24 protein-coding genes are annotated in these 21127 nt (G+C 60.3%); 9 read left to right on the top strand and 15 right to left on the bottom strand.

The annotated features are described in order from the left end of the window. Nucleotides 1-124: 124 nt before the first annotated feature. Nucleotides 125-406, bottom strand: a complete 282-nt coding sequence (locus tag JMN22_RS05330; RefSeq protein WP_030139622.1) for an HU family DNA-binding protein — start codon at nucleotides 404-406, stop codon at nucleotides 125-127. A gap of 394 nt (nucleotides 407-800) precedes the next feature. Here JMN22_RS05330 and yejK point away from each other — a divergent pair, with 394 nt between their 5' ends. Next, complete coding sequence (gene yejK / locus JMN22_RS05325) at nucleotides 801-1805, top strand: nucleoid-associated protein YejK (RefSeq protein ID WP_030139623.1); 1005 nt, start codon at nucleotides 801-803, stop codon at nucleotides 1803-1805. Then, nucleotides 1805-2161: a glutaredoxin family protein gene (locus tag JMN22_RS05320; RefSeq protein ID WP_198796576.1), complete on the top strand. Its 357-nt coding sequence runs from the start codon at nucleotides 1805-1807 to the stop codon at nucleotides 2159-2161. Before yejK ends, JMN22_RS05320 begins: the two co-directional genes overlap by 1 nt. 142 nt (nucleotides 2162-2303) lie before the next feature. On the opposite strand, the gene JMN22_RS05315 is transcribed toward JMN22_RS05320, so the two are convergent. The 5 genes from JMN22_RS05315 to JMN22_RS05295 form a co-directional block, all read right to left on the bottom strand. Next, nucleotides 2304-3239 (bottom strand): glutathione S-transferase family protein, encoded by a 936-nt coding sequence (locus JMN22_RS05315; RefSeq protein ID WP_198796577.1) that lies wholly within the window; start codon nucleotides 3237-3239, stop codon nucleotides 2304-2306. 79 nt (nucleotides 3240-3318) lie between these two features. Beyond that, a complete protein-coding gene (locus tag JMN22_RS05310) occupies nucleotides 3319-3642 on the bottom strand; it encodes a GIY-YIG nuclease family protein (protein ID WP_198796578.1) in 324 nt (107 codons plus the stop codon). Between the two features lie 41 nt (nucleotides 3643-3683). After that, nucleotides 3684-4154, bottom strand: a complete 471-nt coding sequence (locus JMN22_RS05305; protein ID WP_198796579.1) for a nuclear transport factor 2 family protein — start codon at nucleotides 4152-4154, stop codon at nucleotides 3684-3686. A gap of 85 nt (nucleotides 4155-4239) precedes the next feature. Then, nucleotides 4240-5568 (bottom strand): CynX/NimT family MFS transporter, encoded by a 1329-nt coding sequence (locus tag JMN22_RS05300; RefSeq protein WP_198796580.1) that lies wholly within the window; start codon nucleotides 5566-5568, stop codon nucleotides 4240-4242. Then, nucleotides 5558-6217, bottom strand: coding sequence for a FadR/GntR family transcriptional regulator (locus JMN22_RS05295; protein WP_198796581.1), 660 nt, complete (start codon nucleotides 6215-6217; stop codon nucleotides 5558-5560). Before JMN22_RS05295 ends, JMN22_RS05300 begins: the two co-directional genes overlap by 11 nt. Nucleotides 6218-6381: 164 nt before the next feature. Here JMN22_RS05295 and JMN22_RS05290 point away from each other — a divergent pair, with 164 nt between their 5' ends. Continuing rightward, on the top strand, nucleotides 6382-6693 hold the full coding sequence (locus JMN22_RS05290; RefSeq protein WP_198796582.1) for a type II toxin-antitoxin system MqsR family toxin: 312 nt from the start codon (nucleotides 6382-6384) through the stop codon (nucleotides 6691-6693). Continuing rightward, nucleotides 6690-7172: a type II toxin-antitoxin system MqsA family antitoxin gene (locus JMN22_RS05285; protein ID WP_198796583.1), complete on the top strand. Its 483-nt coding sequence runs from the start codon at nucleotides 6690-6692 to the stop codon at nucleotides 7170-7172. Before JMN22_RS05290 ends, JMN22_RS05285 begins: the two co-directional genes overlap by 4 nt. A 65-nt stretch (nucleotides 7173-7237) precedes the next feature. On the opposite strand, the gene JMN22_RS05280 is transcribed toward JMN22_RS05285, so the two are convergent. From JMN22_RS05280 to JMN22_RS05265, 4 genes are all read right to left on the bottom strand, one after another. Next, complete coding sequence (locus JMN22_RS05280; protein ID WP_003178331.1) at nucleotides 7238-8002, bottom strand: amino acid ABC transporter ATP-binding protein; 765 nt, start codon at nucleotides 8000-8002, stop codon at nucleotides 7238-7240. A gap of 10 nt (nucleotides 8003-8012) precedes the next feature. After that, on the bottom strand, nucleotides 8013-9110 hold the full coding sequence (locus tag JMN22_RS05275; protein ID WP_030139632.1) for an amino acid ABC transporter permease: 1098 nt from the start codon (nucleotides 9108-9110) through the stop codon (nucleotides 8013-8015). Nucleotides 9111-9120: 10 nt separating this feature from the next. Beyond that, nucleotides 9121-10302: an amino acid ABC transporter permease gene (locus JMN22_RS05270; RefSeq protein WP_198796584.1), complete on the bottom strand. Its 1182-nt coding sequence runs from the start codon at nucleotides 10300-10302 to the stop codon at nucleotides 9121-9123. Between the two features lie 65 nt (nucleotides 10303-10367). Next, nucleotides 10368-11399 (bottom strand): amino acid ABC transporter substrate-binding protein, encoded by a 1032-nt coding sequence (locus JMN22_RS05265; RefSeq protein WP_030139634.1) that lies wholly within the window; start codon nucleotides 11397-11399, stop codon nucleotides 10368-10370. Between the two features lie 472 nt (nucleotides 11400-11871). Between JMN22_RS05265 and JMN22_RS05260 the strand changes: the two genes are divergently transcribed. The 5 genes from JMN22_RS05260 (at nucleotide 11872) to JMN22_RS05240 (ending at nucleotide 17135) form a co-directional block, all read left to right on the top strand. Then, nucleotides 11872-12528: an alpha/beta hydrolase gene (locus JMN22_RS05260; protein WP_030139635.1), complete on the top strand. Its 657-nt coding sequence runs from the start codon at nucleotides 11872-11874 to the stop codon at nucleotides 12526-12528. A gap of 98 nt (nucleotides 12529-12626) precedes the next feature. Continuing rightward, a complete protein-coding gene (gene rhlB, locus JMN22_RS05255; protein ID WP_198796585.1) occupies nucleotides 12627-14105 on the top strand; it encodes an ATP-dependent RNA helicase RhlB in 1479 nt (492 codons plus the stop codon). Between the two features lie 155 nt (nucleotides 14106-14260). After that, complete coding sequence (locus JMN22_RS05250; RefSeq protein ID WP_198796586.1) at nucleotides 14261-15208, top strand: ornithine cyclodeaminase family protein; 948 nt, start codon at nucleotides 14261-14263, stop codon at nucleotides 15206-15208. A gap of 85 nt (nucleotides 15209-15293) precedes the next feature. Beyond that, nucleotides 15294-16421, top strand: coding sequence for an NAD(P)/FAD-dependent oxidoreductase (locus JMN22_RS05245; RefSeq protein ID WP_198796587.1), 1128 nt, complete (start codon nucleotides 15294-15296; stop codon nucleotides 16419-16421). A gap of 87 nt (nucleotides 16422-16508) precedes the next feature. Next, a complete protein-coding gene (locus JMN22_RS05240; protein WP_030139639.1) occupies nucleotides 16509-17135 on the top strand; it encodes a helix-turn-helix transcriptional regulator in 627 nt (208 codons plus the stop codon). A gap of 109 nt (nucleotides 17136-17244) precedes the next feature. Here JMN22_RS05240 and JMN22_RS05235 read toward each other — a convergent pair whose 3' ends face one another. From JMN22_RS05235 to JMN22_RS05215, 5 genes are all read right to left on the bottom strand, one after another. Beyond that, on the bottom strand, nucleotides 17245-18021 hold the full coding sequence (locus tag JMN22_RS05235; RefSeq protein WP_198796588.1) for an ABC transporter substrate-binding protein: 777 nt from the start codon (nucleotides 18019-18021) through the stop codon (nucleotides 17245-17247). 261 nt (nucleotides 18022-18282) lie between these two features. Continuing rightward, the gene (gene moaE, locus JMN22_RS05230; protein ID WP_198796589.1) at nucleotides 18283-18735 is read right to left on the bottom strand and encodes a molybdopterin synthase catalytic subunit MoaE; all 453 of its coding nucleotides are present in this window, start codon (nucleotides 18733-18735) and stop codon (nucleotides 18283-18285) included. Between the two features lie 3 nt (nucleotides 18736-18738). Next, entirely contained in the window at nucleotides 18739-18981 is a 243-nt protein-coding gene (locus tag JMN22_RS05225; RefSeq protein ID WP_198796590.1) for a MoaD family protein, read from the bottom strand. Further along, nucleotides 18978-19451, bottom strand: coding sequence for a cyclic pyranopterin monophosphate synthase MoaC (gene moaC, locus JMN22_RS05220; RefSeq protein ID WP_030139643.1), 474 nt, complete (start codon nucleotides 19449-19451; stop codon nucleotides 18978-18980). The genes JMN22_RS05225 and moaC overlap by 4 nt, the downstream gene beginning before the upstream one ends. A gap of 154 nt (nucleotides 19452-19605) precedes the next feature. Beyond that, on the bottom strand, nucleotides 19606-21000 hold the full coding sequence (locus tag JMN22_RS05215; protein ID WP_030139644.1) for a PhoH family protein: 1395 nt from the start codon (nucleotides 20998-21000) through the stop codon (nucleotides 19606-19608). Nucleotides 21001-21127: the final 127 nt, after the last annotated feature.

The raw sequence follows: 21127 nt of genomic DNA, 5'->3' as shown, positions 1-21127 counted from the left end.
GAGATTCAACTGCCAGGGGAAAGATCGCAGCCTCGCTTCGCTCGACAGCTCCTACGGGTGGTTTTCAAGGCAATAAAAAACCGTGCCCGGATCGCTCCGAGGCACGGTTTTTTTTACAGCGGTCTTACTTGTTGACCGCGTCGGTCAGGCCTTTGGCCACAACCAGCTTGATCACTTTCTTGGCCGGGATTTCGATGGCTGCGCCAGTCGAAGGGTTGCGACCGGTGCGGGCAGGACGCTCGGTGACTTTCAGCTTGCCAACGCCTGGCAAGGTCAGTTCGCCGCCGTTTTCCAGCTGATCGGCAACGACTTGGCCCAGTTGGTCCAGCAGAGCACGCACGGTAGCTTTTGGTGCGTCTACAGATTCAGCCAAATCAGCGATCAGTTGGTCTTTAGTAAGAGCCATGTAGTGTTCCTTCCCTATCAAATTCATATGGATTGCAGAGTGCAGTGTCAGCCATCGAGCCCGATCTATCTGATCAGCCGCCCTCGGTCATCACCACGACGGATCGGGGTAATAGATGCCGAAATCCGGGTTTGGTTCGACCTGACAAATGCTGAATGCACGCTTAACGCAGTGACATCGCGTAAGACCGGGCAAAACTAGCACAACGCCTGTGAAATATCCGCCTCTACCTACCCATTTGGTCAGCTTTATTGCGCTAAATCGGTAAAAAAACGCCCGCTGGGTGTCGGAAGGGTCTGAAAGGGCCTTCGACGCGTCGCAAAACCAGTGATTGCGGTACACTGGGCCCTTTTCGGGGAGCGCGCCCTCCCCTCTTTCATCAGCCGAGAAATCCATGCCGATCCGTCATTGCATCGTCCACCTGATCGACAAAAAACCCGACGGCACCCCTGCTGTACTCCATGCCCGCGACTCCGAACTGGCAGAGTCAACGGCCATCGAGAACATGCTCGCCGACCTCAATGAAAGCTATAACGCCAAACAAGGCAAGGCCTGGGGTTTCTTCCACGCCGAGTCCGGGGCGCATCCGTTCAGCGGCTGGCTGAAGGAGTACTTGGATGGCGGCAAGGATTTCACCGCGTTCAGTCGCGTGGCGGTGGAACACCTGCAAAAATTGATGGAAGAATCCAACCTGTCAGTGGGCGGCCACGTGCTGTTCGCCCATTACCAGCAAGGCATGACCGACTACCTGGCCATCGCCCTGTTGCACCACAGCGAAGGCGTTGCCGTCACCGACGAACTGGACGTCACCCCGTCCCGTCACCTGGACTTGGGCCAGTTGCACCTCGCGGCGCGGATCAACGTGTCGGAATGGCAGAACAACAAACAATCCAAGCAATACATCTCGTTCATCAAAGGCAAGAACGGCAAGAAAGTCTCGGAGTACTTCCGCGACTTCATCGGTTGCCAGGAAGGCGTCGACGGCCCCGGCGAGACCCGCACCCTGCTCAAGGCCTTCAGCGACTTCGTCGAAAGCGAAGACCTGCCCGAAGACGATGCCCGGGAAAAGACCAAGACCCTGGTGGATTACGCCAGCAGCCAGGCCAAGCTCGGCGAACCCATGGGCCTGGAGGAACTGTCCGAACTGATCGACGAAGAGCGCCCGAAAGCGTTCTACGACCACATACGCAACAAAGATTACGGCCTGTCGCCGGAGATCCCGGCGGATAAACGCACCCTCAACCAGTTCCGCCGCTTCACCGGCCGCGCCGAAGGCTTGTCCATCAGCTTCGAAGCGCATCTGCTGGGCTCCAAGATCGAGTATGACGAAGAAGCGGGCACGCTGATCATCAAGGGGTTGCCGACGTCGCTGACCGATCAGCTCAAGCGCCGCAATTGATGCTCAGTGGTGTGCTGAAGAAATGCCTGCTGGTTCTTCTGGTGGTGGTGGCTTACCAGAATTGGGGCAAGATCGAGCGGGTGTTCAACCCGTCGCAGATGGTTTCAGAGCAGATTCGCAGCAGCGCCCGCGTCATGCTGTATGCCACCGATTGGTGCGGCTACTGCAAGGCCACCCGGCGTTTCCTGGATGAGAAAGGCGTACCGTTTCGCGAGTTCGATATCGAGAAAGACGCCGAGGCGCGCAAGACCTACGAGGCGCTGGGCGGCCGGGGGATTCCGATCCTCGACGTGAACGGCACGTTGATTCGCGGATATGAGCCGGAGAATATCCTCAGGGCGTTGTCCGCGACTTAAGACGACCCGCCAACAGTGACGGCCCCTTCGCGAGCAGGCTCGCTCCCACATTGGATCTGCGGTGATCATGGTATCCGGCGCGATCTCTGTAGGAGCGAGCCTGCTCGCGAAAGCGATGGCTCAGTCACCGCCTCCGGGAAGGTCAGACTGCCTCGATCCGAAACCCGAATCGCGGAAAGTGCACATGCACAACGCCGCCGCGCTCATCTTCACGGCGCAGGATCAGTTCTTCGCGCCCGGCAAACAGCAATTCACCGACCACCGGATCGACACCATAGTCCGTCGCGGCGATGGTGACCTGCTGCCCCATCGCAAAGCCATTCGGCTCATTGAACAATTCATCCGGCAGCGCTGCTGGTGCAGTGTTCCGGGCCACGTCCAACGCCTCTTCGGAGCTCATCTCTTTCGGCGCGCCATGACCAAAGCCCAGCACCCGCGCGAGCCAAGCCGACACAGCCGGATGCTCATCCACCAACGGTGAAGTGACGGGTGTGCCCTTGAGGAACCACAGCGGATGCGCCATGGCGAAATCGGCAATCGACGGATCGCCCAGGAGGAAATCGCCCTCTTCGCGCTGCAACTGCTGCTCGAGCCGCGCCATGATCGTCGGCCACTGATGCTTGGCCTGCTCGGCAGACAGACGCGTGGTCGTGCCGCCACTGAACAACCCGGCGCGGTCGCGGATGAACGCCTTGATGGCTTCAGGCGTCAGCCTGGCAAAACGCACCGCCACCGATTCAGGCTGGAACACCAGGCTCACCGCGTGCTGGAACACCACCGAATCAGCCCACGCCGCGAAAGACGCTGCGATCATTTCACGGCCTTCAGGGAACAGCGCTGGCGAGGCCTTTTCCTGTTCCAGCCGACGGGCCATCAGGGACGTGTCGCAATAGATATCCGCGCCGATCTGCAACACCGGTGTCTTGCGATAGCCGCCCGTCAATGCCGTCAGGTCGGGCTTGGGCATCATCGGCGGGATGCTCACCGAACGCCAGGCCAGGCCCTTGAAGCCCAACAGCAGGCGGGCCTTTTCCGCGAAAGGAGATGTCGGATAATGGTGAAGGATCAGCTCTGACATGAGATTCGCCAATGCAGGTAGGAAGTCCCGCACTTTAGCGCGCCAAGAAGCAACAGCCTACCCGCCTGATGAAGGACTATCAGCGCGGTTGATCGAGCACCGTTGCACTGGCCACCAAACATTCCTTGGCACTCTTCCTGAGCTTCTTGATCAGCCTTTCCTGGCGCAGGGCCTCGCCCTTGTCGCGACAGGCCTCGGTATACACCAGGGCCACCGCCGGGCTGGACAGAAAGAAGCGCGCGCCCTTGCCGCTCTGGTGCTTGGCGAAGCGCCGCACCGGGTCATCGCTGATGCCGCAGTACAGCGAGCCGTTGGCGGCCCGCACCAGGTAGACGAACCAGGGCTTGTCCGGCTCGGTCGCCTCGGGCACGCATAGATCTGAAGATTCGTTGGCGGTCGTCACGAAATGTTCTGCAAACGTGTAAAAAACAAGCCGCGATCTTATCAGCGACTGGCCTGGAACGCCCGCAGCCCCTTCAGCGCCTGGGCCCTGACGGCGTTGCGCACCAACGGCGTCCAACCCAACAACAGGCCCTTGGTGCCCAACGCCTGGCGAGACCAGCGCCACAGATCGAAGCTGTCATGGTGCTCGCAAATCTTGCCGTCACGGAAAACGAAGCGCGCCTGGATGTCGTTGATCACAATGTTGCCGGTCTGGCTGAACAGGTAGGTCGCCACCCAGTGCGCACCGCCGCTGCGCTCGTCGCTGCGCACGTTGTCGAAGGTCAGGGAAAAGTCCTTGGCCCGGGTTGTCAGCATGCGCCACATGTCACCAGCATCGTGCCCGCGCAGTTCGCCAAACGCCGGATCGCTGAACACCACGTCATCGGTGTAGCAAGCGCTCATGGCTTCAGCGTCCAGGCGCTGGAAGGCCTGATAAAAACGGGTGATCAAGGCGTTGTGGGCATCACTCATGGGCAGGCTCCGAAACGTTTCAGTAGGCCTGCACGATAATCTGCCGCTGCGGGGAAGACCACCGTCATTCGCCATGAAAATGATATCAACGACGATCCGTGACTCGCTCGCTGACCACGCCCACATACAATGCCCGTCCAGCCCCCACGCCGGCGATGATCGCCCCCACGCCAATCAGGCCGAAGATCCAGCCCAGGGCATTCCAGCCGCCGGTCAAGTCATGGACCACGCCGACCGCGAACGGCCCCAGCGACGCCAGCGTATAACCAAAGCCCTGGGCCATGCCGGAGAGGTTGGCGGCCACATGGGCGTCCCGCGAACGCAACACGATCAGGGTGAGCGCCAGGCTGAACGTCGCACCCTGCCCCAGCCCCAACAGGATCGCCCAGCCCCACAAACCGTCAATGGGCGCGTAGAGGCAACCGAACAAACCGCCCAGGGTCATGAGCATGACGATCACGATGGCCAGGCGCTGGTCCTTGCCACGCGTTGCCAGCCAAGGCGCACTCAGTGAACTGATCAGTTGCACGATGACCGAGCCAGACAGCACGAGCCCAGCCTCGGTCGGACTCAGCCCTCGACCGATGAGAATCGAGGGCAGCCAGCCGAACACGATGTAGGCCAGGGACGATTGAAGCCCCATGTACAAGGTCACTTGCCAAGCCAACGGATCGCGCAGCAAGCCACGGACCCGGTACGCCACTTGGTGGGCGCCGTGTTTCTGCCCCACTTGCGGCAGCCAGAACACCGCAGCAAGCAGCGCCGGGACCACCCAGAACCCCAGGCCCAAGGCCCAGTTTTCGCCGAGCTGCTCGCTCAGCGGCACCGTGGCCCCTGCCGCCATCGCGGCGCCCAGGCAAAGGGCCATGGTGTAGACACCGGTCATGGTGCCAGCCTGCTTGGCGAAGTCGCGCTTGACGATACCCGGCAACAGCACGCCGATGATCCCGATACTCGCGCCCGCCAGGATACTGCCGGCGAACAAGCCGATCTGGCCGAACGAACTGCGCAGGACGATTCCACCGGCCAACGTCAGCAAGATCCCCAGCACCACACGCTCGGCACCAAAACGCCGCGCCAGCACCGGCGCCAACGGCGCGAACAGGCCCAGGCAAAGCACCGGCAGCGTCGTCAACAAACCCGCTTGCGCAGCCGACAGCCCCAGGCTCTTTGAAACCTCGCTGAGCAGCGGCGCCATGCTCGACAGCGCCGGACGCAAATTCAACGCCACCAGGATCAACCCGAGCAACAACAGCCAGGGCCGGCGCACCAACGGGTGGTCCTGCTGGGTTTGCTCATCGTCCGCTTCGGCGTCGATCAGCAGTTCTTCGAGTTCGGCGGCGCGTTTGTGCGTCGTCACCGGGGTGCGGTCAAGCGAATCGCGGGACATGGAAAACTCTGGTTCAGGGTTCATTGATCAACTGCCGACACAGGGCCTTGGCCCGCTCCGGATCCTGTCGCTCGACGGCTTCGAGGATTTCGATGTGCAGATCGAACACGTGTTGATGGCGGGGAATGATGTTGAGGCTATGGCGCAATTGCGCGCCGATTACGCTGGAAAAATAGCGATACAGCTCGCTGAGGGCCGGGTTGTGGGCGGCATCTACCAACAGACGATGGAAGATCAGATCGCAGGCAATGTAGTGCTCCAAGTCGCCGTGGTAATGCTCGCCGCTGGTTTTCAGCGCCTGGCGCAACGCAAGCAAATCCTCATCGGTACGCCGCAGTGCCGCCAGGCCGATGGCCTCCACCTCCAGGATGTGGCGGGTTTCCCGAGCCTGTTCCAACGAACAGCGCGACAGCACCTTTAGCGTGTCCAGCGGATCGACCACTGCCCGCACGTAACTGCCGTCCCCCTGGCGAATCTCGATCAACCCGGAGAACGCCAGCACGCGCATGGCTTCCCGCACGGTGTTGCGGCTGATGCCCAGCTCGGCCACCAGCTCCGGCTCGGTGGGCAAGCGCTGGCCTACGGGCCAGACGCCGTCGCTGATGCGGCGGCGCAATTGCTCCAAGGCCTGGTCGACCAAGGAGCGCTTTATCAATGGAGAAATATCGGACATGGATTCGCCTTTTCATCCAATCATAGGATGAATTTTCTGACATGTTAGTCAGCTTCGTGTAGGACGGCAACCGCCTAGGGTCAATGGGAGGCCAAAGAAACGAGATTTTCGACTAGTCAAAATTACCCTTTAAGGGTAATTTTACGAACAAGGCGCACCGTTCCATGGAAAAGAACACACCCCATTACGCCTTGGTAGCGATACAGGCGGATGTCAGGCGGCTTAAAGGAAAAGCTTTCACCAGCTCTGCGAAGAACACTGCTCGAACGCTCGGTTTAAACGTCTCGGACATGCAGCACGTCATCCATGGGCTTGAGCGAAAACAGTTCTACAAATCGATGACCACCTATGACGATCATCGAGTCTGGCATGACGTCTACCACGCCAATTCACACGGTCTGCAGATTTACCTGAAGGTGACGTACCGCCCCTGCGGAGGCCCACCGGTAATTTCCTTCAAGGAGAAAAACTCATGAAACACCAGCAATGCTTCAGCTGTGGTGCCCCGGAGGGCATGTTGCATTTCGAAGGTCGCGGCGAAACCATCAGCGTCAAGGGGCTGGAACGCCGGGTCGATGACTTGTCTGGCTGGGAATGTCAGATGTGCGGCGAAGTCGAGCTCGATTCAAGCTGCTCGGATCGCTACGACCAGGCAGGCGATGAGCTGGTCAATGCGGCCAGGCGAATGATCGGTGAAGAGATCAAACGTGTCCGGCGCAAACTGCATCTATCGCAAAAGGAAGCGGTACTGCTGCTATCGGGCGGTGGACACAACGCTTTTTCCCGCTATGAGCGTGGCGAGGTCCTGGCGCCAAAAGCACTGACATTGCTGATGCGCCTGCTTGATCGCTACCCGCATTTGCTTGCAGATGCACAAGCCCTGGCTGAAGGCGCGGACTTGAGAGGATTCAAGTCGACAGTGCACAAGGAGCACGAAACCCTCACGGCTTCCTGAGCCGCCGGCACTGCAAAAAAATAAACCCGGACAAGTCCGGGCTTATTTCACTGGCTAAGGCCGGATCAATGCAGGATCTGGCTCAGGAACAGCTTGGTGCGGTCGTTCTGCGGGTTGTCGAAGAAGTCGTTCGGCGCGGCCTGTTCGACGATTTCACCCTTGTCCATGAAGATCACACGGTTGGCCACGGTGCGGGCGAAGCCCATTTCGTGGGTCACGCAGAGCATGGTCATGCCGTCTTCGGCCAGGCCGATCATGGTGTCGAGCACCTCTTTCACCATTTCCGGGTCGAGGGCCGAGGTCGGCTCGTCGAACAGCATGATCTTCGGCTTCATGCACAGGGCACGGGCGATCGCTACGCGCTGCTGCTGTCCACCGGAGAGCTGGCCCGGGTACTTGTGCGCCTGCTCTGGAATGCGAACGCGTTCCAGGTAATGCATGGCGATTTCCTCGGCCTTGCGCTTGGGCATCTTGCGAACCCACATCGGCGCCAGGGTGCAGTTCTGCAGGATCGTCAGGTGCGGGAACAGGTTGAAGTGCTGGAACACCATGCCGACTTCACGGCGGATCGCTTCGATCTGCTTGAGGTCGTTGGTCAGTTCCACGCCATCGACCACGATGCGACCCTGCTGGTGCTCTTCCAGGCGGTTGAGGCAGCGGATGGTCGTGGACTTGCCGGAACCCGACGGGCCGCACAGCACGATGCGCTCGCCCTGCTTGACGTTCAGGTTGATGTCTTTCAACACGTGGAACTGGCCGTACCACTTGTTCACGCCCTGCATCTGAATAATGCCTTCAGGGCTCACAGGCTGTTTGATCGCTTCACTCATGAGTCAACTCCTAACGCTTGTGGCCAGTGTCCAGCTTGCGTTCCAAATGCATGGAATAGCGGGACATACCAAAACAGAAAATCCAGAACACCAGGGCGGCGAATACATAGCCTTCGGTGGCCATGCCCAGCCATTTCGGGTCGGCGGCAGCTTGTTTCACGCTGTTGAGCAAGTCGAACAGGCCGATGATGATCACCAGGCTCGTGTCCTTGAACAACGCGATGAAGGTGTTGACGATACCCGGGATCACCAGCTTCAGGGCTTGTGGCAGGATCACCAGGCCCATGCTGCGCCAGTAACCGAGGCCCATCGCCGCGGCCGCTTCGTATTGCCCCTTGGGAATCGCTTGCAGGCCACCGCGCACCACTTCGGCCACGTAGGCCGACTGGAACAGGATCACGCCGATCAGCGCACGCAACAGCTTGTCGAAGTTCATGCCTTCAGGCAGGAACAACGGCAGCATGACCGAGGACATGAACAGCACCGTGATCAACGGCACGCCGCGCCAGAACTCGATGAACGTCACGCAGACCACGCGGATCGCCGGCAGGTTCGAGCGACGACCCAGCGCCAGGACGATGCCCAGTGGCAAGGCGCCGGCGATGCCGACGGTGGCGATCACCAGGGTCAGCATCAGGCCGCCCCATTGGCTGGTCGCTACAGCGGCCAGGCCCAGCACGCCACCGTGCAACAGGCACCAGGCGACGATCGGGTACACCACCAGGAAACTCAGGCCGTAGATCGCCTTGCGCGGGAAGCGCGAGATGAACAGCGGCGCCACGCCGATCACGGCCAACCACACGGTGAGGTCCACGCGCCAGCGCAGCTCCGTCGGGTAGTAGCCATACATGAACTGGCCGAAGCGCTGCTGGATGAACACCCAGCAGGCGCCCTCCTTGGTGCAATCGGCGCGCGTGGTGCCTACCCAGTTGGCATCCAGGATCGCCCATTCCAGGATCGGCGGGATGATCAGGTAGATCAGGTAGAACGCGAACAGCGTCAGCAGCGTGTTGATCCAGCTGGAGAACATGTTCGCGCGCATCCATGCCATCGGCCCGAACACTTTGCTCGGTGGCGGCATATCAGGTTTGAAAGTATGGGATGTCATGCGCTTTTCCTCACCGCTCGATCAGCGCAATGCGCTTGTTGTACCAGTTCATCAGCAAGGAAATGCTGATACTGATCGCCAGGTACACGCTCATGGTGATCGCGATCACCTCGATGGCCTGGCCGGTCTGGTTCAACACCGTGCCGGCAAACAGCGAAACCATTTCCGGGTAACCGATACCGGCAGCCAGGGAAGAGTTCTTCGCCAGGTTCAGGTATTGGCTGGTCAACGGCGGGATGATCACGCGCAGGGCTTGCGGGATGATCACCTTGCGCAACGTCGGACCGTTGCGCAGCCCCAAGGAGTGAGCCGCCTCGGTCTGGCCATGGCTGACCGACTTGATACCCGAACGCACGATCTCGGCGATGAACGCCGCGGTGTACACGGTCAAGGCCAGGGTCAACGCCAGCAGCTCAGGGATCAACACCCAGCCGCCAACGAAGTTGAAGCCTTTCAGCTCCGGCATCTCCCAATGCACAGGCGCCCCGAAGATCAGCGCGCACAGCGCCGGGATCACCAGGAACAACGCCAGGCCCACCCAGAACTTGTGGAACGGCTCGCCCGTTGCTTCGAAACGCTTGTTGGCCCAGCGGGTCATCAGCACGATCGCGACAATCGCCAGCACGATGCTGATCACGAACGGCCAGAACCCGTCGGCCACCAGCGCCGCCGGCATGTTCAGGCCTCGGCTGCTGACGAAGAAGGTGTCGCCGAAGTTGTGGGCAGCCCGTGGTCCCGGCATCGTCAAGAAGACCGCGAAATACCAGAACAGGATTTGCAACAGCGGTGGGATGTTACGAAAGACCTCCACATAGACGGTCGCCAGCTTGGAGATTATCCAGTTCTTCGACAAGCGTGCGACGCCGATGATGAACCCCAGGATGGTCGCCAGGATCACGCCAATGAAGGTTACCAGCAGAGTATTGAGCAGACCGATGACAAAGACGCGGGCATAGCTGTCCGCTTCGGTGTAGTCGATCAGGTGTTGGGCGATGCCGAAACCGGCACTGCGCTCCAGAAAGCCGAAACCGGAAGTGATGCCCCGGTGTGCAAGGTTGGTCTGCGTGTTATCGAACAGAAACCAGCCCAGCGCGATGACCGCCACGATGGTGACGATCTGAAATACCCACGCACGCACTCGTGGATCGCTGAGGCTGAGCCTCTGCTTAGGTGCGCCGATTGAATTTTGCATGAAGTGCCCCGCAAAGAATGGAACAGAACATCACCCGGTGGTTGGCCCACCGGGTGATAGAACCATCAGCGCACTGGTGGTGCGTATTGAATGCCGCCTGCGTTCCACAGAGCGTTCAGGCCGCGATCGATTTCCAGCGGAGTCTTCTTGCCCAGGTTGCGCTCGAACATTTCGCCGTAGTTACCTACTTGCTTGACGATCTTCACGACCCAGTCTTTCGGCAGCTTCAAATCTTTGCCGTATTCACCATCAGCGCCCAGCATACGAGCGACGTCTGGGTTCTTGGTGGACTTGGCTTCGGCTTCGACGTTTGCCGAAGTCACGCCTGCCTCTTCAGCGTTGAGCATGGCGTAGCCAGTCCAACGAACGATGGCCAGCCACTCGTCGTCGCCGTTACGCACGACCGGACCCAGTGGCTCCTTGGAAATGGTTTCCGGCAGCACCACGTAGTCCTTCGGCGAAGCCAGCTTGCTGCGCTGGGCGAACAGTTGGGACTTGTCGGAGGTCAGCACGTCGCAACGACCGGATTCCAGCGACTTGGCGCTTTCATCGGAGGTGTCGAAAGTGATCGGGGTGTACTTCAGGCCATTGGCGCGGAAGTAGTCGGAAACGTTCAGCTCGGTGGTGGTACCGGCCTGGATGCAGATGGTTGCACCGTCCAGTTCCTTGGCGCTCTTGACGCCCAGTTTGCTGTTGGCCAGGAAGCCGATGCCGTCGTAATAGGTGATGAAGCCTGGGAATTTCAGGCCCATGCCCGCATCGCGGGAGCTGGTCATGGTGGAGTTGCGCGACAGCAGATCGATTTCGCCGGACTGCAGCGCGGTGAAGCGCTCCTTGGCGTTCAACTGGCTGAACTTGACCTTGGTTGCATCGCCAAACACTGCTGCGGCAACGGCACGGCAGAAGTCAGCGTCGATACCGACGATCTTGCCGGTGGAATCAGGCACCGAGAAACCCGGCAGGCCGTCACTTACACCACATTGCACAAAACCTTTCTTCTGCACGGCATCCAGGGTTGCACCCGCCTGAGCGAACCCGCTGACACCGAGGACTGCTGCTGCAGTCACGACTGCCAGGGTGGATTTCAGTAACTTCATTCAAACCTCCAGTTTTGCTCTTGTTGTGTCGGAGCTCGAGCCCTGTCGCACCCTTTTGAGGCATTGCCGACCCTTGTTGGCTTTTTTTAGGGTCAACCGACGTCTGGGCCTTCGCTATGAGTCTATTAATGAGAGCGCCAATAAACAGTGGGGCTGCTCACTTCTCACCAATCGGCCGAACGGGCTGTAGCCCTTCACGTTCGCGAAGCCCGTAGCGGCTATTGGCGAACATCCATCACCGGATTTCTGATATCCCATGCGTCGCGTCGAGCTGATAGTGTTACCGCGCAGCGTAAGAATCATCACTCAGCTACACCCATAGCAAAGCCCGTACCACACCGCTGCGCTTGCCCCTTACTGAAGAGGTCAAGACAAAAAGTTGTAGTATTGCGACATCTAATTAACTGAGACACCAGGGCTGCACCGTAATCACGCACTGATTGAGCGCGCCCGCACATTTTTGGAGCACACCATGACCGACCCCTTGATTCTCGAGCCCTCCCGCACCGCCGATGCGTGCGTTATCTGGCTCCACGGCCTGGGCGCCGATCGTTTTGACTTCCTGCCGGTCGCAGAAATGTTGCAGGAAAGCCTGCTCACGACGCGTTTCGTTCTGCCCCAGGCACCGACCCAGCCTGTAACGATCAACGGCGGCTATGCCATGCCCAGCTGGTATGACATCCGCGCCCTGAGCCCGGCCCGAGCCATTGACGAAGATCAGTTGGAGGCCTCGGCGCAGCGAGTCATCGACCTCATCGACACCCAGCGAACCAGCGGAATAGACGCCTCGCGGATTTTCCTGGCGGGGTTTTCCCAGGGCGGCGCGGTGGTTTATCACACCGCTTTTGTGAAATGGCAGGGGCCGCTGGGGGGCGTGATCGCCCTGTCCACCTATGCGCCAACGTTCAGCGAAGAACTGCAGTTGTCTGCCAGTCAACAACGCATCCCGGTCCTGGCGCTGCACGGGCAATACGATGAAGTGGTACTCAACCCCATGGGCAGGACCGCTCAGGAGTATTTGAAGCTCCATGGTGTCACCGTGACATGGCAGGAATACCCAATGGGCCACGAAGTGTTACCCGAGGAGATTCGCGACATCGGCACTTGGCTGGCCGAACGGCTGCGCTAAGAGGCAAATCGCCACGCCAGCGCTTTGATGATCACACTACGCCGCGCCCGTTTCTTGCATTACACTGGCCGGCGTACATTCCTTAACCAATCGATGAGATGACCGTGCTCAAAGCACTCAAGAAGATGTTCGGTAAAAGCGAGGCCGAGCAGCTCGCGCCCGTTTCCAGCGCGCCAGTCCAAGCCCCGAGCCGCACCGATGCGCAACAACCGCGCCGGACCGCTCCGCCGGTTGCGCAGGCAATGACAACGCCGACGACCTCACCCGCTGCCCAGCCTGTCGCCGTACCGGCCCAGGAAAAGCCACGTAGCGAAGCGCCAAGGCCGCGCCGCGAACGCGCACCAAAACCGCCCGTCGTTGCCTGGAAGCTTGAAGATTTCGTCGTAGAACCCCAGGAAGGCAAGACCCGCTTCCACGATTTCAAGCTCGCCCCTGAACTGATGCACGCCATCCAGGACCTGGGTTTCCCCTATTGCACGCCGATCCAGGCGCAGGTGCTCGGTTACACCCTCGCCGGCAAAGACGCCATCGGACGCGCCCAGACCGGTACAGGCAAGACCGCCGCGTTCCTGATCTCCATCATCACCCAGTTGCTCCAGACTCCGCCGCCCAAGGAACGCTACATGGGCGAACCGCGGGCGTTGATCATCGCGCCGACCCGCGAACTGGTGGTACAGATCGCCAAGGACGCCGCCGACCTGACCAAGTACACCGGCCTGAACGTCATGACGTTCGTGGGCGGCATGGATTTCGACAAGCAACTCAAGCACCTCGAAGCCCGCCACTGCGACATCCTCGTGGCCACGCCCGGTCGCCTGCTGGACTTCAACCAGCGCGGCGACGTGCACCTGGACATGGTCGAGGTGATGGTGCTGGACGAAGCCGACCGCATGCTCGACATGGGCTTCATCCCGCAGGTGCGCCAGATCATTCGCCAGACCCCACCGAAAAGCGAACGCCAGACCCTGCTGTTTTCCGCCACCTTCACCGAAGACGTGATGAACCTGGCCAAGCAGTGGACCACCGATCCGGCCATCGTCGAGATCGAAGCCGAGAATGTCGCCAGCGAGAACGTCGAGCAGCATATCTACGCCGTTGCCGGTGCCGACAAGTACAAGCTGCTCTACAACCTGGTCAACGACAACGGTTGGGAGCGGGTGATGGTATTCGCCAACCGCAAGGACGAAGTACGCCGTATCGAAGAACGCCTGGTGCGCGATGGCGTCAACGCCGCCCAGCTCTCCGGCGACGTACCGCAGCACAAGCGCATCAAGACCCTCGAAGGTTTCCGCGAAGGCAAGATCCGCGTGCTGGTCGCCACCGACGTGGCCGGTCGCGGCATCCATATCGATGGCATCAGCCATGTGATCAACTTCACCTTGCCGGAAGTGCCGGACGACTACGTGCATCGCATTGGCCGCACCGGTCGTGCCGGAGCCGCGGGGGTTTCGATCAGCTTCGCCGGCGAAGACGACTCCTACCAGTTGCCGTCGATCGAAGCGCTGCTGGGTCGCAAGATCAGCTGCGAGATGCCACCGACTCATCTGTTGCGACCGGTCGAGCGCAAACGGCCTTAGACGCAGAGCGTCCATTGAGGCATTCCCACGCAGGGCGTGGGAACGATCAGCGCAGCCAATACAGGCTGCGCTTTTTTTTACCTTGGGATATTGCTCGAATAAACTAAAAGTCCATAATGGACAAATTAGTTTAATTCAGGCATCCGGAGCACACGATGACCAGCACGCCTCATGTCATGACCCAAGCCCAGGCCCGAGCGCTGCTCGAAAATGTCGATGTGCTGGAAATCCTTCGCAAGCTGTTCCGCGGTCTCGCCGCCGGGCAAGCCGTGCAGCCGCCCCAGCAATGGGTGGAGTTCCCCCAAGGCGCCGGGGATTTCATCAATTACCTGGGCGTGCTGGCTGAAGACCAGGTCTACGGTGTCAAGACATCACCCTATATCGTCCGCGAACAGGGTCCATTGGTCACCGCCTGGACGTTGCTGATGTCGATGCGCACCGGCCAACCGCTGCTGTTGTGCGATGCCGCCGAGCTGACGACGGTCCGCACCGCCGCCACCACGGCCGTCGCCGTCGACGCCCTCGCCCCACTCAAGGCCAAGCGCCTGGCAGTGATCGGCAGCGGCGCGGTGGCGCGGGCTCATGTGCAATACGTCAAGGGACTGCGGGATTGGCAAGCCATCAGTCTCTATTCGCCAGGCCTGAAGGCCAAGTCGGCAGCAGTACTGGCCTCGCTCACCGACCTGGACCCGCGCCTGCAAATCACCGACACCCTTGAAGCGGCACTGCACGACGCCGATGTGGTGATGCTCTGCACCTCATCCGCCAAGGCAGTGCTCGACCCGCAGACACTCGGCAAACCGGCGTTGATCACATCGATCAGCACCAACGCCCCGCGCGCCCATGAAGTGCCGCCCCCGAGCCTCAACGACATGGATGTGTTCTGCGACTATCGTCAGACCACCCCGGGCTCGGCTGGCGAGATGTTGATCGCCGCTGAACAGCATGGCTGGGAGGCCTCGAAGATCATGGGTGACTTGCCCGATCTGCTGAGCGAACGGACGGCGCGTCCGAGCTATGAGCGCCATGTGTTCTTCCGTTCCATTGGGTTGGGGCTGGAGGATGTTGCGCTGGCGAATGCGCTGTATCGACTTCATCACTGAGACGCCCTTTTCCTTGTGGGAGCGAGCCTGCTCGCTCCCACAGGTTCTCGGAAACTCCCGGCACCGTGCTCGACAGGAGAGCTTCATGACACAAGCAGACTTCATCATCATCGGCGGCGGCATCGCCGGTGCTTCCACCGGCTACTGGCTGGCGCCCCACGGCCGGGTCATCGTGCTTGAACGCGAATCGCATCCGGCCTATCACTCCACCGGTCGTTCGGCGGCACTGTACACCGCCGCTTATGGCACGCCACAAGTAAGGGCATTGACCCAGGCCAGCCGGGACTTCTTCGACGCCCCGCCAACCGGCTTCTGCGAGCACGCGCTGCTCACACCGCGCGGCGAAATGACCGTGGATTTCACCGGTGACCCGACCGAACTGAACAATCAATACCTCAGCGCCAAGGCCACGGTACCGCAGATGCAGTTGCTCAATGCCGAAGAAGCCTGCGTGCGGCTGCCGATCTTGCGCCGGGAAAAAGTCCATGGCGCGATCTATGACCCCACGGCCTGCGACATCGACACCGATGCGCTGCACCAGGGTTACTTGCGAGGCATTCGTCGCAGCGGCGGCGAAGTGCACACCGACAGCGAAGTGCTCGACTTGATCCGCGACGATCAAGGGCAATGGCAAGTCAGGACCGCCAGCCAGACCTTCCGCGCGCCCGTGCTGGTCAACGCGGCTGGCGCCTGGGCCGACCAAGTGGCTGAGATGGCCGGCGCACGCAAGCTGGGCCTGCAACCGAAGCGGCGGGCAGCGTTCATTTTTGCCGGCCCCGAGGGCGTGGACATTCATGATTGGCCGATGCTGGTGAGCCTCGACGAGTCCTTCTACATGAAACCGGACGCCGGCATGTTCCTCGGTTCGCCCGCCAATGCCGACCCGGTCGAGCCCCACGACGTGCAGCCCGAAGAGCTGGACATCGCCATGGGCATCTACCAGATCGAAGAAGCCACCACCCTGACCATCCGCCGCCCGACCCGCACCTGGGCCGGGTTGCGCAGCTTCGTGCACGACGGCGATCTGCTGGCCGGCTTCGATGTGCAGGTGCCTGGACTGTTCTGGGTCGCGGCCCAGGGCGGCTACGGCATCCAGACTTCTCCGGCCATGGGTCAGGCCAGCGCGGCGCTGGTTCGCGGCGAACCGCTGCCCGATGGCCTCGCCCGTTTCGGCTTGAGCGCCGCGATGCTATCGCCCGCACGCCTGGGCTGATCTTCACCAAGGTGACGCATCGCCACGATTGCGGCACACTCCCTCGCGCCCCTGCTTCACGGGGCGCTGACTGCCTGGAGTCCTGTCATGAATGCCCCGCAAGCCGATCCGGCGCTGGATAACTTCCGCACCATCGCCGATGCCATCGCCACGCTTTTCTACCCCCACGCCGAAGTGGTGCTGCATGACCTGCGCACGCAACGGGTCGATTACATCGCCAACAACCTGTCCAAGCGCGAAATTGGCGATGACTCATCCCTGGAAGACATGCTCAGCGAAGACGTCAGCGAACGAAACATCGGGCCTTACGAGAAACTGAATTGGGATGGGCAAAAGATTCGCAGTCTCAGCAGTGTGCTGCGAGACGCCAAGGGCCACCCATTGGCGGTACTGTGCATCAACCTGAACATTTCGCTGTTCGAAAACGCCAAGGCGGCGCTGGACCTGTTCCTGTCACCGAACAAATTGATTGCGCAACCCGACTCGCTGTTTCGCGATGATTGGCAGGAGCGGATCAACACTTTCCTCCACGCCTGGATGCGCGAGCGTCAATTGAGCCTGAACCTGCTGACCCGCGACCACAAACGCGAGCTGGTGCTGGCGCTGCATGCCGAAGGCGCGTTCAAGGGCAAGAGCGCGTCCAACTATGTGGCCAATGTGCTGAACATGGGGCGGGCGACGGTGTACAAGCATTTGAAGGAATTGAAGGGCTGAGGTTTTGTGCTGCCTGTACTGGCCTCATCGCGAGCAAGCTCGCTCCCACAGGGGATCTCTGTTCAATGAGGTCCAGTGTGGGAGCGAGCTTGCTCGCGAAGGCTATTGATCAGTCGCCGTAGATATCCGACTTGAAATACTTGGCCTGGATCTTCTGGTACTCGCCATTGGCCCGAATCCCATCGATGGCCTTGTTCAAATCCGCCACCAATTGAGTATTGCCCTTGCGCACCGCGATCCCGGCGCCCTCACCGACGTATTTCGGATCCTTGAGCTCCGGCCCGACAAACGCGTAGCCCTTGCCACGAGGCATCGACAGGAAGTCTTCCAGCGGGATGGTGTCTGCAAAAATCGCGTCCAGGCGCCCCGACGCCAGGTCCATGTAGATTTCTTCGTTATTGCTGTAGCGCTTGACCGTCACGCCTTTGGGCTCGAAGACTTCCGTGGCGAAACGATCCGTGGTGGTAGCGCGCTGCACGCCCACGGTCTTGCCCTTGAGGCTGGCGTACTGGTCATCGACTACGGCGCCTTCCTTCATCACCAGCCGCGACGAAGTGAAATAGTACTTGTGGGTGAAATCCACCGACTTCTTGCGCTCTTCGGTGATGGTCATGGACGACAGCGCCAGGTCGATCTTCTTCACCTTGAGGGACGGGATCAGCCCGTCGAACTCACCCTCGATCCACTCACACTTGACCTGCATCTGCGCGCACAAGGCGTTGCCGATGTCGTAGTCGAAACCTTCGATCTTGCCTTCCGAAGTCTTGGAGGCAAACGGTGGATAAGCCGCCTCGATGCCGATGCGCAAGGTTTTATCGGCAGCAAACAGAGTGCTGGAGGCCAACAGGCTCAAGGCCAGGCCGGTGATGAGGGGAAGTTTTTTCATGGTCGTTCTCTCGCGGATTGTTGTTGGTTTGGCAGAGAAAAATAGGCGCGACTTAATTTGTACTTATAAATCCATACTGGACTTTAATGTACATATCGTCAATCGGGGAAAGAGGGAATGTGATGGGAGGCTGATGGCCTCATCGCGAGCAAGCTCGCTCCCACAAGGTGCTGCGGTGAACACAGAGGCTGTATCCAACGCAAATTCCCTGTGGGAGCGAGCCTGCTCGCGAAGACGGCTTATCACTTCAAAATAATCTGCCTACCGCTTCCAGCGATCCGCCGCCGCATGATCACTGTCCCGCCCTTCCACCCAGCGCGGGCCATCGACGGTGTTTTCCTTTTTCCAGAACGGTGCGCGGGTCTTGAGGTAGTCCATGACAAAGGCGCAGGCGTCGAACGCTGCCTGGCGATGGGCGCTGGCAGCACCGACAAAAACGATCGGCTCCCCCGGTTCCAGGGCACCAATGCGATGCAACACCTCGAGCTTGAGCAATGGCCAGCGCTGCTCGGCCTCGATGGCGATCTTGCCCAGGGCCTTCTCGGTCATGCCTGGGTAATGCTCCAGGAACATCCCGGACACATCGAGGCCGTCATTGAAGTCGCGCACGTAGCCGACAAAACTCACCACCGCCCCTACGCCGACATTCGCCGCGTGCATCGCGTTGACTTCGGTCCCGGGATCGAACGGCTCGGCCTGCACCCGAATCGCCATGGCTCAGCCTCCTGTCACAGTCGGGAAGAACGCGACTTCATCGCCGTCGGCCAAAGGCTCGTCGAGTTGGCACAGGTCTTCGTTGCGTGCGCACATCAGGTTTTGCTCTTTCAGCACCTCGGCACCGTCACGCTGGGCGAGCAATGCGCGCACGTCGTCGACCTTGGCAAAATCGCCTTCGACCTTTACCGAGTCCACGCCAAGCGCTTCGCGGTAGCGAGCAAAAAATTTCACGGTGATTTTCATGAGGCATCCGCCTGGAAATGGCCGCTCTTGCCGCCGAGCTTTTCCAGCACCCGCACGCCTTCGATGGTCATGCCACGGTCCACGGCCTTGCACATGTCGTAGATCGTCAGCGCGGCGACACTGGCGGCGGTGAGCGCCTCCATTTCCACACCGGTCTGGCCCGACAACTTGCAACGGGCAACGATGCGTACCCGGTCCTCGCCTTCGGCATTGAGCTCGACCTTGACGCTGGTGAGCATCAGCGGATGGCAGAGCGGAATCAGATCGCTGGTTTTCTTCGCCGCCTGGATACCGGCAATGCGCGCAACGGCGAACACGTCGCCCTTGGGATGGCCGCCGCTGACGATCATTTGCAGGGTATCGGGCAACATGCGCACAAAAGCTTCAGCCGTGGCTTCACGGAACGTCACGGCCTTGTCGGTCACGTCGACCATATTGGCGCGACCTTGGGAATCGAGATGAGTCAGCACAGGGTTACTCCTGATCAGGAGCGTCGATTGTAAACCCGTGGGTCAGATTCCGGCAGGGCTGATTGTCGCACCCACCATTTGCAACGCAGCTCCCACAGGGTTGTGCGATTCATAAAAAACCAGGCGACCTTGCGGTCGCCCGGCTTGGCTCGGGTTACAGGTGGGATTCAGCGTATTCGGCCAGGATCGAGCGCGGTACACCTTGCAGGGTAATGTGGACCCCGTTGGGGAAGTCCTTGAAGCGTTCGGTCAGGTAGGTCAGCCCGGAGCTGGTCGCGGACAGGTAAGGGGTGTCGATCTGTGCCAGGTTGCCCAGGCACACCACTTTGGAACCGGCGCCGGCACGGGTGATGATGGTTTTCATCTGGTGCGGGGTCAGGTTCTGGCATTCGTCGATCAGGATCAGGCTCTGCTGGAAGCTGCGGCCCCGGATGTAGTTGAGGGATTTGAACTGCAACGGCACTTTGCTGAGGATGTAGTCGACGCTGCCATGGGTACTCTCGTCGTCCATGTGCAACGCTTCGAGGTTGTCGGTAATCGCACCCAGCCACGGTTCCATTTTTTCCGCTTCGGTGCCGGGCAGGAAGCCGATCTCCTGGTCGAGGCCCTGCACGCTGCGGGTGGCGATGATGCGCCGGTAGCGCTTGCTGACCATGGTCTGTTCGATGGCGGCGGCCAAGGCCAGGATGGTCTTGCCGGAACCGGCGGCGCCGGACAGGTTGACCAGGTGGATATCCGGGTCGAGCAAGGCGAACAGCGCCAGGCTCTGGTAGATGTCCCGAGGCTTGAGGCCCCACGCCTCCTGGTGCAGCAAGGGTTCCTGATGCAAATCGAGGATCAGCAGTTTGTCGACCTGGATTTCCTTGATCCAGCCGACGAAGCCTTGTTCGTCGATGATGAATTCGTTGATGTGCACCGCCGGCAGGTTGTCGATCAGTTGCACCTGGTGCCAGGTGCGACCATGGTCCTGGCGGGTTTCGACCTTGCTCACGCGGTCCCAGAAGGAGCCGGTCATGGTGTGGTAGCCGTTGGGCAGCAGCGAAACGTCGTCGACCAGTTGGTCGGTGCTGTAGTCCTCCGCCGCGATCCCGCAGGCGCGGGCCTTGAGGCGCATGTTGATGTCTTTGGTCACCAGCACCACGGCTTGATCCTTGTTGCGCGCGTGCAGGTCGATCAACTGGTTGATGATGATGTTGTCGTTCAGGTGTTCAGGCAGCACCAGGTTGGGTTCGGTGCGCTTGCTCATCAGGATTGAAAGCAGGCCCTTGGGACCGCTTTTGCCGCGCTGGATCGGTACGCCCAGCTCGACGTCTTCGGGAGAAGCGTCGCCCAGGGTCTTGTCGATCAGGCGGATCGCCTGGCGGCATTCGGCCGCTACGCTGTGATGGCCACTCTTGAGCTTGTCCAGCTCCTCCAGGACGGTCATCGGCAGGGCAACGTGGTGTTCTTCGAAATTCAGCAGCGCGTTTGGATCGTGGATCAATACGTTGGTATCGAGTACATACAGGATTGGCTGGTTGGAGGAAGGGCTACGTCCGTGGTCATCCATACTCGGTCACCTTTGTGGGGGCCATTCGACGCAATACCGTGACAGTGCTGCGCCTCGAGGTAGCCACCGAATCCACCCGCGACGATTCGGGTGAACTGCACACAAACTGGGTCTTGGAAGACGCCAC

It is taken from the genome of Pseudomonas sp. HB05 (assembly GCF_016756915.1).
Classification (GTDB): domain Bacteria; phylum Pseudomonadota; class Gammaproteobacteria; order Pseudomonadales; family Pseudomonadaceae; genus Aquipseudomonas; species Aquipseudomonas alvandae.
The sequence above is the reverse complement of the archived record's forward strand: the minus strand, read 5'-3'. Positions and strand labels throughout refer to the sequence as shown.